This is a genomic window from Arcobacter lacus, from assembly GCF_003063295.1.
Classification (GTDB): Bacteria; Campylobacterota; Campylobacteria; order Campylobacterales; family Arcobacteraceae; genus Aliarcobacter; species Aliarcobacter lacus.
On sequence record NZ_MUXF01000010.1, the window covers coordinates 280868 to 295523 of the forward strand.

The following is a 14656-nucleotide window of genomic DNA, read 5'->3' on the forward strand; positions in this document are numbered from 1 at the left end:
AAAATAAAAACTTATTTTTAGACAACGGAGAATTATTATGAAAATGACTGGCGCAAAAATGGTTGTAGAATCATTACATCAAGAAGGGGTTGAAGTAGTATTTGGATACCCTGGAGGCGCTATAATGAACGTCTATGATGAAATATATAAACAAAACTATTTTCAACACATTTTAAATAGACACGAACAAGCTTCAATTATTGCAGCTGAAGGTTATGCAAGAGTAACAGGAAAAGTTGGAGTTGCTATAGTAACTTCAGGTCCTGGATTTACAAATGCAGTTACAGGAATAGCAGATGCTTATATGGATTCTATTCCATTAGTTGTTATTTCTGGGCAAGTTCCAACTACAATAATTGGAACTGATGGTTTCCAAGAAATTGATGCAGTTGGAATTTCAAGACCATGTACAAAACATAACTATTTAGTTAATAAAATTGAAGATTTACCAAGAATTATAAAAGAGGCATTTCATATAGCAAGTACTGGAAGACCAGGACCTGTTCATATTGATATCCCTAAAGACATTACAGCTGAAGTTGCAGATTTTATCTATCCAGAAGAGATAAATTTACCAACTTATAAACCAACAATTAACTTTAATAAAAGACAACTAAAAAAAGCTATGGAAGCAATTTCAACAGCTAAAAAACCTTTATTATATGTTGGTGGAGGAGCAATTTTATCAAATTGTGCTTATGAGATTAGAGAGTTAGCAAAAAGATTAAATATTCCTGCAGTTGAAACATTAATGGCAAGAGGAGTTATGGGTGATGAAAATCCATTATTCTTTGGAATGTTAGGAATGCATGGGGAATATTCAGCAAATATGGCTGCACATGAAACAGATTTATTAATCTCTTTAGGTGCAAGATTTGATGATAGAGTTACAGGAAGACTTGATGAATTTGCATCTAAAGCAAAAGTTATTCATGTTGATATTGACCCGACATCTATCGCAAAACTTGTAGTTCCTGATTATCCAATAGTTGGAGATTTAAAAGTTACTGTTAAAGCTATGATTGAAGCAGTTGAAGAGTATGAATTTAATGATTATTCAAATTGGGTTGAATTATTAAGAGATTATAGAGAAAAAGAGCCTTTAAGATATATTGATAGTAATGAAGTTATAAAACCTCAATGGCCAATTCAAAGAGTTGGAAAACTTTTAGGCGAAAGTGCAATTATTTCAACTGATGTTGGTCAACATCAAATGTGGACAGCACAATTTTTCCCATTCTCATATCCAAGACAATGGGCAACAAGTGGTGGTTTAGGAACTATGGGATTTGGTCTTCCAGCAGCACTTGGAGCTGCAAGAGCTATGAAAGAACATGATAAAGTAGTTATCAATTTCACTGGAGATGGTTCTATTTTAATGAATATTCAAGAGCTTATGACTTGTGTTGAATATGATTTACCAGTAATTAATATAGTTTTAAACAATAACTATTTAGGAATGGTAAGACAATGGCAAACAATGTTTTACGAAAATAGATTATCACAAACTGATTTAACAGCTCAACCAAACTTTAAAATGCTTGTTGAGGCTTTTGGTGGAATTGGTTATACGGTATCAACAAAAGATGAGTTTGATAAAGCATTAAAAGATGCAATTGAAAAGAAAAAACCTGCAATGATTGAAGTTATTGTTGCAAGACATGAAGAGGTTTTACCTATGGTTCCAAATGGTCATGCTTTAAATGAAATGACTTTAATAAAAGGAGAAAAATAATGAACAATTTTAACCACTATTATGACTCAGAAACAACTAGACAAGTTATATCAATAGTTGTATTAAATGAACACAATGTTTTATCAAGAATAGTTGGATTATTTTCAGCTCGTGGTTATAATATAGATTCATTAACTGTCGCTCCTATGGCTGATAGCCCATATTCAAGAATGACAATAGTAACAACTGGTGATAAAAGAGTGATAGATCAAATTGTAAAACAATTAAATAAATTAATTCCTGTATTAAAAGTAAATGAACATAAAAATGTTATAGAAAAAGATACAGTTTTAATGAAGTTTTCAGTAGATAATAATCTATCAGATATTGACGTAATAGCAAGAGCTTATCATGGTGCTATTCAAAATGTAACAGATGAAGCTATTATTGTAAGTGCCACTGATTCAAGTGCTAGAATAATGAATTTTATAAAAGTTATGCAAAAGTTCAATCCACTTGAAGTTGTAAGAAGTGGTATTGTAGCTATGGAAAGATAATATTTTTAAGGATAAAAAATGACTCTTAATGAAATAGCAAATTACATAGGAATTGATTGTAAAAGCAGTAAAGCAATAGTTGGTTTAAATACATTAACAAATTCAAATGAAGAAGAATTAACTTTTTTAGAAAATAAAAAATATTTATCTGATTTAAAAAATACAAAAGCTGCAGCAGTTCTAGTAACTGCTGAAAATGCTAAAGAAGTTCCATCTTCAACTATTGCTTTGATTTGTGAAGAGCCATATTTAATGTTAGCAAAAATAAGTAAACTTTTTGCACCAAAAGTAGTTGAAACAGATGGAAAAAAGGCTATTATTGGAGAAAACACTACTATAATGTCAAATGTTTATGTAGGTTTTAATTCATCTATTGGAGTAAATTGTACTATTATGTCAGGTGCTTTTATTGGTGATAATGTAACTATTGGAAATAACACAATTATCTATCCAAATGTTACAGTTTATAGAGACTGTAAAGTTGGAAATGACTGTATCATTCACGCTGGAACTGTTATTGGAAGTGATGGTTTTGGTTTTGCGAATACAAAAGATGGTAAATACATAAAAATTTATCAAAATGGTAATGTCGAAATTGGAAATGATGTCGAAATTGGTGCAAATTGTACAATAGATAGAGCTGTTTTCAAATCTACAAAAATTGAAGATGGTGTTAGAATAGATAATTTAGTTCATATTGGGCATAATTGCAAAATTGGAAAAGGTTCTATTTTAGTTTCTCAAGTTGGATTATCTGGATCTACTACATTACATCCTTATGTTGTAATGGGTGGACAAAGTGCAACAGCAGGACACTTAGAAATTGCTGCATTTACAACTATTGCAGCTCGTGGTGGAGTTACTAAAACAATAACTGAACAAAAGAAACAATGGGCAGGTTTCCCTTTATTTGAGCATAGACAATGGCTTAAATTACAAGGTAAAATATCTAATTTATTAAAATAAAGGTTTTATCATAGCTAAAAAAATCATTTCACTAATCTTTTTATTTATTATCATATATTTTCAATTTTCTGCATTTGCTAGTGGAAAAGATGTAGTAGGAAACGTTGGGTTTAGTTTCGCCCAATTTTCATATAAATATTTTGGATATTTGTCATATATGTACTTATTATTACTACTTTATCCATTATACATAATAAATTTTAAAAAAAATCTTGATCAAAAAGATTTGCTTTTAAATATATTAATTATATTTTTACTTTTATTTGTTTGTTTAATGTTTCAAGCATTAGTTGTTGAAAATCCTTATTCAAGAGGAGAAATAGGAAATATTTTAATTGATTCTTTAATTCCTATTATTGGACAAGCTGGACTTTATATTTTTGTAATTGTTGGCTTTATTATCTCTTTTTTAGTTTTATTTGAAACTTCAGATTATGATATTGAGGATTTAAAAAGATTAAAAAATAAGATAAAACTAAAAAATAACATAATGCTAAAAAAAAGAGAAAAAGTAACTACTGATAATAAAAAAGAGATTACTTATAAAATAGAACAATTAAATAAAATAAAAGATCAAAAAGCATTACTTAAAAGTAATCTTGCTCAAATAGAGTCACAGCTTCAACTTCAACCACAAAATATTGAAAAAATAGAAGAAATTGAAATATTAACACCTAATAATAATGATGATATAAATGATATTCAAATTTCAGAATATCAAAATGTAATAGTTGAAGAACTTGAAGAAAATAAAAAACTTTTAGATCAAATAGAAATAGGGGAAACTGTAAAACCAAAAGATTTTGAACTTCCTCCAACAATATTCTTTCAAAATCCTCCAAAAGAGAATAAAACAAAAGTAAATGAAGCTTTTATTGATAAAAAAATTGCTGATTTACTTGATAAACTTGCTATGTTTAAAATTGAAGGTGATGTTGTTAGAACTTATACAGGACCAGTTGTAACAACTTTTGAGTTTAAACCAGCACCAAATGTAAAAGTTTCAAAAATTTTGAGTCTTCAAGATGATTTAGCAATGGCACTAAAAGCTCAAACTATTAGAATACAAGCACCAATTCCTGGAAAAGACGTAGTAGGAATAGAAGTTCCAAATGAAGACACACAAACAATATATCTAAGAGAGATGTTAGAAAGTGAAATATTCCAAAGTTCTATTTCACCACTTACTATGATTTTAGGAAAAGATATTGTTGGAAAACCATTTATAACAGATTTAAAGAAATTACCACACTTGTTAATAGCAGGAACTACAGGAAGTGGAAAATCAGTGGGAATTAACTCTATGATTTTATCGCTTTTATATAAAAATTCACCAGATAACTTAAGACTTGTTATGATAGATCCAAAGATGCTTGAGTTTTCAATGTACAATGATATTCCTCATCTTTTAACACCAGTTATTACAAAAGCTAGTGATGCAATCAATGCTTTAGCAAATATGGTTGGTGAGATGGAAAGACGATATACTTTAATGTCAAAAACAAAAACAAAAAATATCGAAAATTATAATGAAAAAGCACAAAAAGAGGGCTATGAAACTATGCCTTATATCGTTGTTGTTATTGATGAGTTAGCCGATTTGATGATGACAAGTGGAAAAGATGTTGAGTATTCTATTGCAAGACTTGCTCAAATGGCAAGAGCAAGTGGTATTCACTTAATAGTTGCAACTCAAAGACCTTCAGTTGATGTTGTAACAGGATTAATTAAAGCAAATTTACCAAGTAGATTATCTTATAAAGTAGGGCAAAAAATAGATTCTAAGATTATTTTAGATTCAATGGGTGCTGAATCACTTCTTGGACGTGGAGATATGTTATTTACACCTCCAGGAACTCCTGGACTTGTAAGGATCCACGCTCCTTGGAGTACAGAAACTGAAATAGAGCAGGTTGTAGAATTTTTAAAAGCTCAAAGAGAAGTTCAGTATGATATGAATTTTATAAAAGATAGAGCAACTTCATCTTTATCTAACTCTTCAAATGGAGCAACAAATACAGATTTAACTGAACTTGATGACCTTTATGAAGATGCAAAAGAGGTTGTTTTAGCAGATAGAAAAACATCAATCTCATATATTCAAAGAAGACTTAGAATTGGCTATAATAGAGCTGCGACAATAGTAGAACAACTTGAACAAACAGGTGTTTTATCTGAAGCTGATACTAAAGGAAATAGAGAAATATTAGTTCAATAAAATTGTTACAATTTATTTACATTGATATACTATAATCATCAAAGTTTTTAAGGAGTAATAAAAATTGATTAATATTTTAATGATAGAAGATGATACTGAATTAGCAAATATTTTAGTAGATTATTTAAAACAGTATGATATAGAAGTTACAAACTATGAAACTCCTGAACTTGGAGTTTCAGCACTCTCATTAAAAAAATATGATTTAATAATCCTTGATTTATCTTTACCTAATATTGATGGAATAGAAGTTTGTAGATTAATTCGTCAAAGATATGATATTCCTATTATAATATCTTCTGCAAGGTCTGATTTAGATGATAAAATAGCTTGTTTTTCATCTGGAGCAGATGATTTTATGCCTAAACCTTATGATACTCAAGAGCTCATTTTACGAATACAATCTATTTTAAAAAGATATAACCATCAAGCTTTGGAAAAAGAGGTATTTTTAAATAGAAAACCAATTTTTACTTGTAATGAATCAAAAATGGAAATTTATCAAAATGATAAATTATTAGATTTAACAAATGCAGAGTTTTTTATACTTCAATATCTAATTTCAAGAGCTGGATTTGTAGTTTCAAGACAAGAATTATTATCAAATGTTGATTCGATAAAATATGAAAGTTCATATAAAAGTATTGATGTACTAATAGGACGAGTTAGAGCAAAAATAGAAGAAGATACAAAGAATCCAAAATATATTTTATCAATTCGAGGAGTAGGTTATAAACTCATTAATCAATAAAAAAGATTCAATATTTTTTCAAATTAGACTTCTTTTTATTTCAATATTTTTTATAATCAATACTTTGATAATTTTACAGTTTGTACTAGATGATAATACTTATAAAATATTAGAAACTAAAAGATATATTTCAACAATTAAAACTTTGGAAAATTTACATAATATGGATATTTCTAAAGATGAAATAGACAAAAAAATAGCTATTTTTGATATTAAATTAGCTGATATTTCTCTTGAAGAACTTTTAAAATCTAATTATAAAAAAATAAAAATTGATAAAGAATCACCGATAGATATTTATATCTTAAATGGTGTTAAATATGTGCATTTCAATCCAAATGAAGACTTTAGAAAAATGCCTCCACCTCCACCAAATCAACAATTTAATGAAGTTGGAGAATCAATTTTTTTCAAATTAAGACCTAAACCTTTTGAAATACTTTTAATTGATGAATTAAATGAAAAAGATTTTAAATATTTTTGGTTAATAGTACTTTTTTCAATAGATATTTTATTGCTTTGGTTTTTTATATTTATAGAAAAAAAACTAAAACCTTTAATATCTTTAAAAAAAGATATGAAAAATTTATCAAATGGAAATTTACAAATATCTACAAAAATTGATGGAAAAGATGAAATATCTCAAGTAGCTAAAGAGTTTGATAATGCATTAAAAGAGTTAAAAGAACTTAGAGATTCAAGAAACTTATTCTTACGAAATATTATGCATGAATTAAAAACTCCTATTACAAAAGGAAAGTTGATTACAGATATTTATGAAGATAGTGAAAGAAAGTTTATTTTAGTAAGAGTTTTTCAAAGATTGGAGTATTTATTAAGTGAATTTGCAAAAATAGAAGAGTTAACATCTGGAAAAATCACTTTAGATAAACGACAATATTATGTTGCAGACTTATTGGAACAAGCATTTGATATTTTATTATTAGATGAAAATGTTATAGAAGTTAATTATCTTTATGAATTGAAAATACAAGCTGATTTTGAATTATTTTCTATTGCATTAAAAAATTTGATTGATAATGCAATACGATACAAAATAAATGAAAAACCTAAAATAATTATAAATGAAAATTCTATTCAAATAATAAATAAAGGTAAAGAGTTATCAAAAGATATAAAAGAGTATTTCAAACCCTTTAACCATGATTATGAAACTGCGACAAGTGGCTTAGGATTGGGTCTTTATATTTCAAATAATATTATGAAAATTCATAAATTTGAGCTAAATTATAGCTATAAAGATGGTTACCATAATTTTTTTATTAAAATAATATAAATTGTTACCAAATATTTACTTTAAAAGAATAAGATTCTAAAGTTTAGAAAGGAGTTTATTATGACAGTATCTTCATATAGTTCAGTATATAGTAGTTTGATGTCTCCTACTAGTAATATTTCAAAAGACATTATTTCTCAAAATGACACAGATTCTGATTCATTATTAAGTTTTGATGAATTAGATATGGAAGAAGAACAATTTTCTGCAATTGATACAGATTCTGATGGTTTATTATCTCAAAATGAAATTGCAACAGCAATAGATAATCAATTATCATCTTTTAGTAGCAGTGGAGAAATGCCTTCTAAAGAAGATTTTGAAAGTTTACTTTCTAGTCTTGGTCTTGATATGCCAAAACCACCATCAAGTCCAGAAGCAAATGATTTTAGTTCTATGATAATGTCAAATTATGATAGTGATGGAGATTCACTTCTTAGTTCAAGTGAAGTATCTTTGTTAAGTGAAGAAGAGTTTTCAGCTTTAGACACAAATAGTGATGGTTCTATTTCAACTGATGAATTATCAAGTGCTTATGATGAAGTAGCAAGTAATATACAATCTTCATCTTCTTCAAGTCGTCCATCTGGTGGTGGCGGTGGAGCAGTAGCTTCAAGTGATGATGAGGAAGAATATGATGAACTTGATACGAATAAAGATGGTATCGTTTCTCAAGCAGAAAAAGATGCAGCTTTAGGAATATCAACGGACGAAACTACAACAAGTAGTGCATCATCTATGCAAGATACTCTAAAAATGCTATTTGATACAATTAAAACAAATAGTAGTACAAATAGTTCTGAAAACTTAGAGTTAAGTAGTTTTAAAAATCTTATGCAAATGATGAATACTCAAACAAATAATACTAACTTAAATAGTTATGTAAATAATCTAACAACAAAGTCATCTTCTGTTTTTAATTATGCCTAGAATCTTCTAGGCATAAATCAATCAAATCTATAAATTATTTCTATTTAGGATATAATAATTTCTTCATAATAAAATAATAGGTTTGAAGTGATAAATTCAATTTATAAAATAGTTCTTTTTATAATTTTTTCATCAAATATATATGCAAATATTTTAAATATAGATGAGAATACAAAAAATATTGACTTGCTCCAATATAGCGAAATTTATATAGATAAAACTAGAAGTTTAACTATTGAAGATATTAAAAGCTCAAATATCAAATTTGAAAAAAACGATAAAAATATTTTAGCTTATGGTTACTCTCCAGATTTAGATGTTTGGATAAAAATAACTATTAAAAACAATTCAAATAAACCAATTTTTAAAATTATTGAGTACAATAATCCTCTTACGACAAATATAGATTTTTTTGATTCAAATAAAAATATTCATCTTAAAGATGGCTTTTTAATCGGTAATTTAGACAAATCTACAATAAATCCAATTTTTAAAATAGAACTAAATCCAAATGAAGAGAATATATATTTTATAAAAGCAACTTCAAATATAACAACTTTAATAGTTGATTTAAAACTTTGGGATGAAAATGTTTTTTATAAAAAAGAGATAAAACATCAATTAATATTATCACTTTTTTTTGGAGCAATGTTTATTTTAGGAATTTATAACCTTTTTATATATGTATTTACAAAAGATAAAAGTTATTTATATTATGTTTTATATATTTTTGGATTAATCCTTCATCATCTTGTTTATGTTGGATTTGCAAAATTATATATTTTCAATTTAGAGACTCTCAAAATTATAATAGAATTAGCAGCACTTTTTGTTGCTCTTCCAATTTATTTTTTAGGTTTTTTTACAAAAAGTTTTTTACAAACTATTAAATATCCAAAATTAAATAAGATTTTAAATATTTTTTTAATAATTATTCCTTTATCTATTATATTTTTTCTTTTAACTGAAGAATATGATAAATATAGAACTAATTTATTGATGTTATTTTTAATCTTTTTAATGATAGTTACTATTTATGCTTCGCTAAATAAAAATAGACAAGCTTATTTTATACTTTTTGCTTGGCTTGTATTTTTATCTTCTGGTTTATTGATGACACTATCAAGTATGGGCATATATAATACTTTGCCTTTCCCTTATTTAATAGAAGTTTCCTTTGTATTGGAAGCTGTAATATTTTCTATCGCTTTAGCAAATAGAATTACAAATTTACAAAAAGAAAAAAATGAAGCAAATCAAAAATTGATAGTTCAACAAGAAAATGAAACAAAGAGGTTATCAAAAGAGGTAGATTTAAGAACAAAAGATTTAAAAGTTGCACTTGGAGAAAAAGAAGTTTTACTAAAAGAGTTAAATCATAGAGTTAAAAATAATATGCAAACGATTGTATCTTTGATTAGACTTCAAAGTGATGAAATTGAAGATGAAAAACTAAAAGATATTTTACTTACTACTCAAAATAGAATTGCTGCAATGGGACATCTTCATGAACTTTTATATAATCAAGAAAATATAAATTTTATAGATGTTTATGAGTATTTTGAAACACTAGTTGATGAAGTAAAATCTAGTTATGATGAGTCAATAAATATTCATCTTGATATAAAAACAAAACTAAAAATGGAACAAGCAATTTACTGTGGTTTGATGATAAATGAACTTATTACAAACTCTTTTAAATATGCTTTTTTAAATAAAAAAGGAAATATTTATATAACTTTAGAAAAAAGTAATAATATCCTAAAATTAAGTGTAAAAGATGATGGAGTAGGATTTGATAAAGATAATACAACTTTTTCTTTGGGTTTAACTTTAGTAAATACTCTAGCAATTAATCAACTAAAAGGGAAAATGGATATAGAATCAGAAAATGGTACATCAATAACTATTTCTTGGAATGAAAATGAATAAAGAAAAGATATTGATAATAGAAGATGATTCTATTGTTGCACTTGATATAAAAAGAATTTTAAATAATTTAGAGTACGAAGTTACAAATATAGTTTCAAATTATGAAGATGCAATATCGAGTATAAAATATGAAAAACCAACTCTTATTTTTTCTGATGTAAATTTAGGAAAAGATAAAAAAGATGGTATAGATATAATAAATGAAATACAAAAAAATAGTTATATTCCAGTCATTTTTCTTACAGCTTATAGCGATGAAGAGACGATAAAAAGAGCAGTTAAAACAAATCCTTTAGGCTATATATTAAAACCTTTTAAAAAAGAAGATATAAAATCAACTTTACTATTAGCTTTGTATAAGATGAAGGATGAAAAGTTTGAAAAAAATATTTCTTATGTAAAACTTGATGAAGATTACTCATATGATTTAAAAAATGAGATACTTTTTTTTGACTTAAAACCAATAAAATTAAGTCAAAAAGAGAATCAATTACTTAAAATTTTAGTTGAATCTAAAGGACAATTTATCTCTTTTAAAGAGATAGAATCTCTACTTTGGCAAGATTTTCCCATAAATGACAGTACTCTTAGAACTTTAATTTATCGTTTAAGAACAAAATTAAGCTATAAAATAATAGAAACTATCCCAAGTATTGGGTGTAAAATCTCAAAATACACAAAATAAATAAATTTTTCTAAAAATATAAAAACTGTGACGCAAACTGTGACGCAAAAAAGATAATATTTTCCATAAATAATAATTAAGGAAAGTAAGATGTTAAAAAAAGTAGCTGTAAGTTCATTGTTTGTCATAAGTATATTTAGTGGTTGTACTGCTAAAATACCAATTAAAGATGTAACTACTTCTGAACAAAAATATAGTATTGATGATAAGGCAATAGTGGAATTAAGTTTAATAGATAATACTAAAAATAGTAAAGTAGCAGAAGGAAATTTAGAAAAAATATTTCTTTTAATGTATAAAGATAAAGATATAAATGGTTATGAATTTATATTTAACAATTTAAAAAGAGAAATTGAAGCTAGAAATTTACCTATAAAATTATTTAAAAATGAAAATTTAGAAAATAATCTTGAGCTAAATAGTTTCAAAGTACACTCGCAAAGAACAAATGCTTATACACCTTTAATTACTTTGACGAAAGCAAAATTAACTTTGGACAAAGGGCAAGAAAAATATAAAATTGTTTCGATAGTAAAAAGAGCAAAAATTCCTATGATACATGTTAGTGAAATTTATGAAAGTTGTTATGATGAACCTATATCTATTGTTGTACAAGAGATAGTTGCTAAACTAAATAAAGCATTTTTCAATTATAAATTAGAAGATAATGAAGTAAAAAGTCTTATAACATTGGCAAATAAACAAATTGAAACTAAAGATGAACTTACATACTTAACAGTATATAAACTTGGACTTTCTAATAATATATTAGCTCTTGATTTTATAGTAGAACATACTAAACCAACATACCCTGATTATATAAGATTTGCTTCGATATCTACATTAGGTATGTTAGGTGGAGAAAAATATTTAGGTAATTTGATGAGTATATATAATGATGATAGATATGCTTGGGAAGATAAAGTTATGGCATTAAAATCTATTGGTGATATAAATTCTAAAGAAGCAAATATCTTTTTAGAAAAAACTTATAAAATACTTTCAGAGAAAAAAGAAGATTTTTATATAAAAGCGCAAAAAGATACGATAGAACTGTATATTAAATAAGGAAATAAAATGTCAAAATTGCTACAAGTAGTTTTTATTGCTATAATCATGTCTTTTATGTTTACTGGTTGTAATTCTATTACTCATCATAGTTTGGAAGGAAAAATATTTTCATTAAATCCAAATACAGTACAAAATGCTAAAAAAGATATAAATTTTGAAGTATCTAGTATAAAATTAGGTAAAGATTTACCAAATTATTTTTATGGTTTTTTAATTGAGGAATCAAAATTAAAAAATAGTTTACAGGAAAATCTTAATAAGTTTTATCCAAAGAATTCTGCTAATAATTCATATAAAGTTGAGTTAAATATGGATTTTCAAAAAGATGGACTTTTAGAAATTCAAGTTCAAGCAAATGCTGTCTATAAAATATATAAAAATGAAAACCTTATTAAAACCATTGAGATAAAATCAAAATATACAAGAGATACAAGTAACCTTAGAAAAGATAATAAAGAACTTGTATTTGCAGCTTATTTTGGTATTCCAAAAGACTTAGAAAATAATCCTACATTTCAAGAAAAATATTTGGAATATACAGCTTATGTCTTAAATCAAGAAATAGCTAGTGAACAAGAACATTTTACAGATTTACGAGTTCGATTTGCTTATGCAGGTGCTATTAGATTAAATTTTGCAAAATTTATTCAAGAATTAAATAGAGAAGAATTATGAATAAGAAAATACTTACAAGTTTATTCTTTGTAATTATATTTTTTAGTGCTTGTGCTACTAAAAATAATATATCAAAAAAAGAAGACTATAAAATATTAGATGAAGTGGGTATTGTTGGTATAAAAGATACAACAATACAATATTATAGAAATACTACTACACCATATAAATGTAATGTTACAAGTGATAAATATATAACTGAAATCATAGATGTAACTCCACTTATAAAAATACTAAAAGAAAAAGATGTAAAAATAACATTTACAGAACCTACAAAAAAGCTTTTGATTATAAAAACTACAGACTATTTAGCTCTTTATGATGGTAATTGTGAACCAAATACTATTAAAGTTATAGTTGAGTTGTATGATGTGGAAGATATATCAAAAAATTGGAGTAAGGAGAATATTAAAGGTTATTCAAAAGATGTAAGTTCTTTAAATAGCAAAAGATTAATTTATTCTCATCAATTTGTATTAGATAGATTCTATAATAGTTACTCACAGTTAGATACTTTTGCTGTAGGCATAGCATACAGACTAAATGAAGACCCAAATAGAGATAAAAAAGATATAGGTAAATTTCACCAAGACATTATAAAAGAACTAGAAAAAGTCATGAAATTTCCACAATAAGAGAAATTTAAAATCATTTAAAAAGGTAGGATAAGAAAATGAACGAATTTAGTTTATACATGTTTTTTTTAGGATTATTTTTAGTTTTTTTACATATTTATGAGGGACTTGATGGTTTTTTCAATGAAGATAGATATATTGCAAAAAAATCTTCTGAAGAAGTGTTACAAGAGCGTTTAAAAATGAATGAAGAAGGTAAATTGAATAAACTTTATCAATTTGATTTATATTATAGAATATTTTTGAGTAAGAAATTATATTTAAAAATAGGTGCAATACTAATTTGTACTGGACTTATTTTAAACATACTATTTTAAATAAAAAAAAGAGAAAGAATAAATGTCAAAATTGTTACAAGTAGTTTTTATTGCTATATTTACAGTTTTCCTATTTAGCGGTTGTAGTGTATATAGTATGCAAGGCAAAGTCCTTTCTTTAAATCCTGATACAATACAAAATCCTAAAAAAGATATTAATTTTGAAGTTTTTAATGTGAAATTGAACAAAGATTTACCAAATTACTCTGTACATGGTTTTTTAATCGAAGAACATAATATAAAAAAGAGCTTACAAGAAAATCTTAATAAATTTTATCCTCAAAATTCTAATATAAATCCATATAGAGTTGAATTGTCTATGGACTTTGAAAGGGATGGTTTAGTTCTTGACATTAATGTTAAAATCAATGCTATATATAAAATATATAAATATAACAATCTTATAAAAACTATTCAAATAAATTCAGAATATAGAAGAAAAGAGAGTGAACTTAATTTCCAAAATAATCTTTTTAAAGCTATTTGTTTTGGTGTTCCAGATGAACTAAAAAATGATTACGATTTTAAAGAAAAATATTTAACATATACGGCATATATTCTAGATAATGATTTGGCTTATAGCCAAGAATTTTCCTATTATAGACTTAGATATGCTTATGCAGGAGCAATAAGACTAAATTTTGCAAAATTTAGTCAAGAATTAAATAATTTACAAATTAAATAAGGAGATAAGATGTACAAAAAAATATTTATAAGTTTAGTATTTTTTATGACAATTTTTAGTGGTTGTTCTACTAAAAATAATATATCTAATAAAGATAGTTATAAGTTTTTAGATGAAGTTAGTATTATAGGAATAAAAGATGCAATAAAAATAAAGTATTTTGAATCATATAATCATTTAGAAAAATGTAAAATGAGAAGTAATCATTATTTTAATGATATTATAAGTGTAAAACCACTAATTGAATTATTAAAAGAAAAAA

General features: G+C 25.6%; 15 protein-coding genes. All 15 read left to right on the forward strand.

The window, feature by feature from the left end; all coding sequences use genetic code 11:
- Positions 1–37: 37 nt before the first annotated feature.
- The gene (locus tag B0175_RS06990; protein ID WP_108527917.1) at positions 38–1735 is read left to right on the forward strand and encodes an acetolactate synthase large subunit; all 1698 of its coding nucleotides are present in this window, start codon (positions 38–40) and stop codon (positions 1733–1735) included.
- Positions 1735–2232 carry an acetolactate synthase small subunit gene (gene ilvN / locus B0175_RS06995; RefSeq protein WP_004509342.1) on the forward strand — a complete coding sequence of 166 codons (498 nt, stop codon included), beginning with the start codon at positions 1735–1737 and terminating at the stop codon, positions 2230–2232. Before B0175_RS06990 ends, ilvN begins: the two co-directional genes overlap by 1 nt.
- 18 nt (positions 2233–2250) lie before the next feature.
- Entirely contained in the window at positions 2251–3198 is a 948-nt protein-coding gene (gene lpxD, locus B0175_RS07000; RefSeq protein ID WP_108527918.1) for a UDP-3-O-(3-hydroxymyristoyl)glucosamine N-acyltransferase, read from the forward strand.
- A gap of 10 nt (positions 3199–3208) precedes the next feature.
- Positions 3209–5416, forward strand: coding sequence for a DNA translocase FtsK (locus B0175_RS07005; protein ID WP_108527919.1), 2208 nt, complete (start codon positions 3209–3211; stop codon positions 5414–5416).
- Between the two features lie 64 nt (positions 5417–5480).
- On the forward strand, positions 5481–6167 hold the full coding sequence (locus B0175_RS07010; RefSeq protein WP_108527920.1) for a response regulator transcription factor: 687 nt from the start codon (positions 5481–5483) through the stop codon (positions 6165–6167).
- Positions 6168–6177: 10 nt separating this feature from the next.
- Positions 6178–7464 carry an ArsS family sensor histidine kinase gene (locus B0175_RS07015; RefSeq protein WP_265735066.1) on the forward strand — a complete coding sequence of 429 codons (1287 nt, stop codon included), beginning with the start codon at positions 6178–6180 and terminating at the stop codon, positions 7462–7464.
- A gap of 60 nt (positions 7465–7524) precedes the next feature.
- The gene (locus tag B0175_RS07020; protein WP_108527921.1) at positions 7525–8394 is read left to right on the forward strand and encodes an EF-hand domain-containing protein; all 870 of its coding nucleotides are present in this window, start codon (positions 7525–7527) and stop codon (positions 8392–8394) included.
- A gap of 87 nt (positions 8395–8481) precedes the next feature.
- On the forward strand, positions 8482–10326 hold the full coding sequence (locus tag B0175_RS07025) for a 7TM diverse intracellular signaling domain-containing protein (protein WP_108527922.1): 1845 nt from the start codon (positions 8482–8484) through the stop codon (positions 10324–10326).
- Positions 10319–11011 carry a response regulator gene (locus tag B0175_RS07030; RefSeq protein ID WP_210004301.1) on the forward strand — a complete coding sequence of 231 codons (693 nt, stop codon included), beginning with the start codon at positions 10319–10321 and terminating at the stop codon, positions 11009–11011. Before B0175_RS07025 ends, B0175_RS07030 begins: the two co-directional genes overlap by 8 nt.
- Positions 11012–11101: 90 nt before the next feature.
- On the forward strand, positions 11102–12079 hold the full coding sequence (locus B0175_RS07035) for a hypothetical protein (RefSeq protein ID WP_108527924.1): 978 nt from the start codon (positions 11102–11104) through the stop codon (positions 12077–12079).
- Between the two features lie 9 nt (positions 12080–12088).
- Positions 12089–12757 (forward strand): hypothetical protein, encoded by a 669-nt coding sequence (locus B0175_RS07040; RefSeq protein ID WP_108527925.1) that lies wholly within the window; start codon positions 12089–12091, stop codon positions 12755–12757.
- A complete protein-coding gene (locus B0175_RS07045; protein WP_108527926.1) occupies positions 12754–13392 on the forward strand; it encodes a hypothetical protein in 639 nt (212 codons plus the stop codon). The genes B0175_RS07040 and B0175_RS07045 overlap by 4 nt, the downstream gene beginning before the upstream one ends.
- Positions 13393–13430: 38 nt before the next feature.
- A complete protein-coding gene (locus B0175_RS07050) occupies positions 13431–13709 on the forward strand; it encodes a hypothetical protein (RefSeq protein WP_108527927.1) in 279 nt (92 codons plus the stop codon).
- 22 nt (positions 13710–13731) lie between these two features.
- Entirely contained in the window at positions 13732–14394 is a 663-nt protein-coding gene (locus tag B0175_RS07055) for a hypothetical protein (protein ID WP_108527928.1), read from the forward strand.
- Positions 14395–14403: 9 nt separating this feature from the next.
- Positions 14404–14656, forward strand: a 253-nt coding sequence (locus B0175_RS07060; protein ID WP_146175186.1) for a hypothetical protein, incomplete at its 3' end; no start/stop codon positions are given.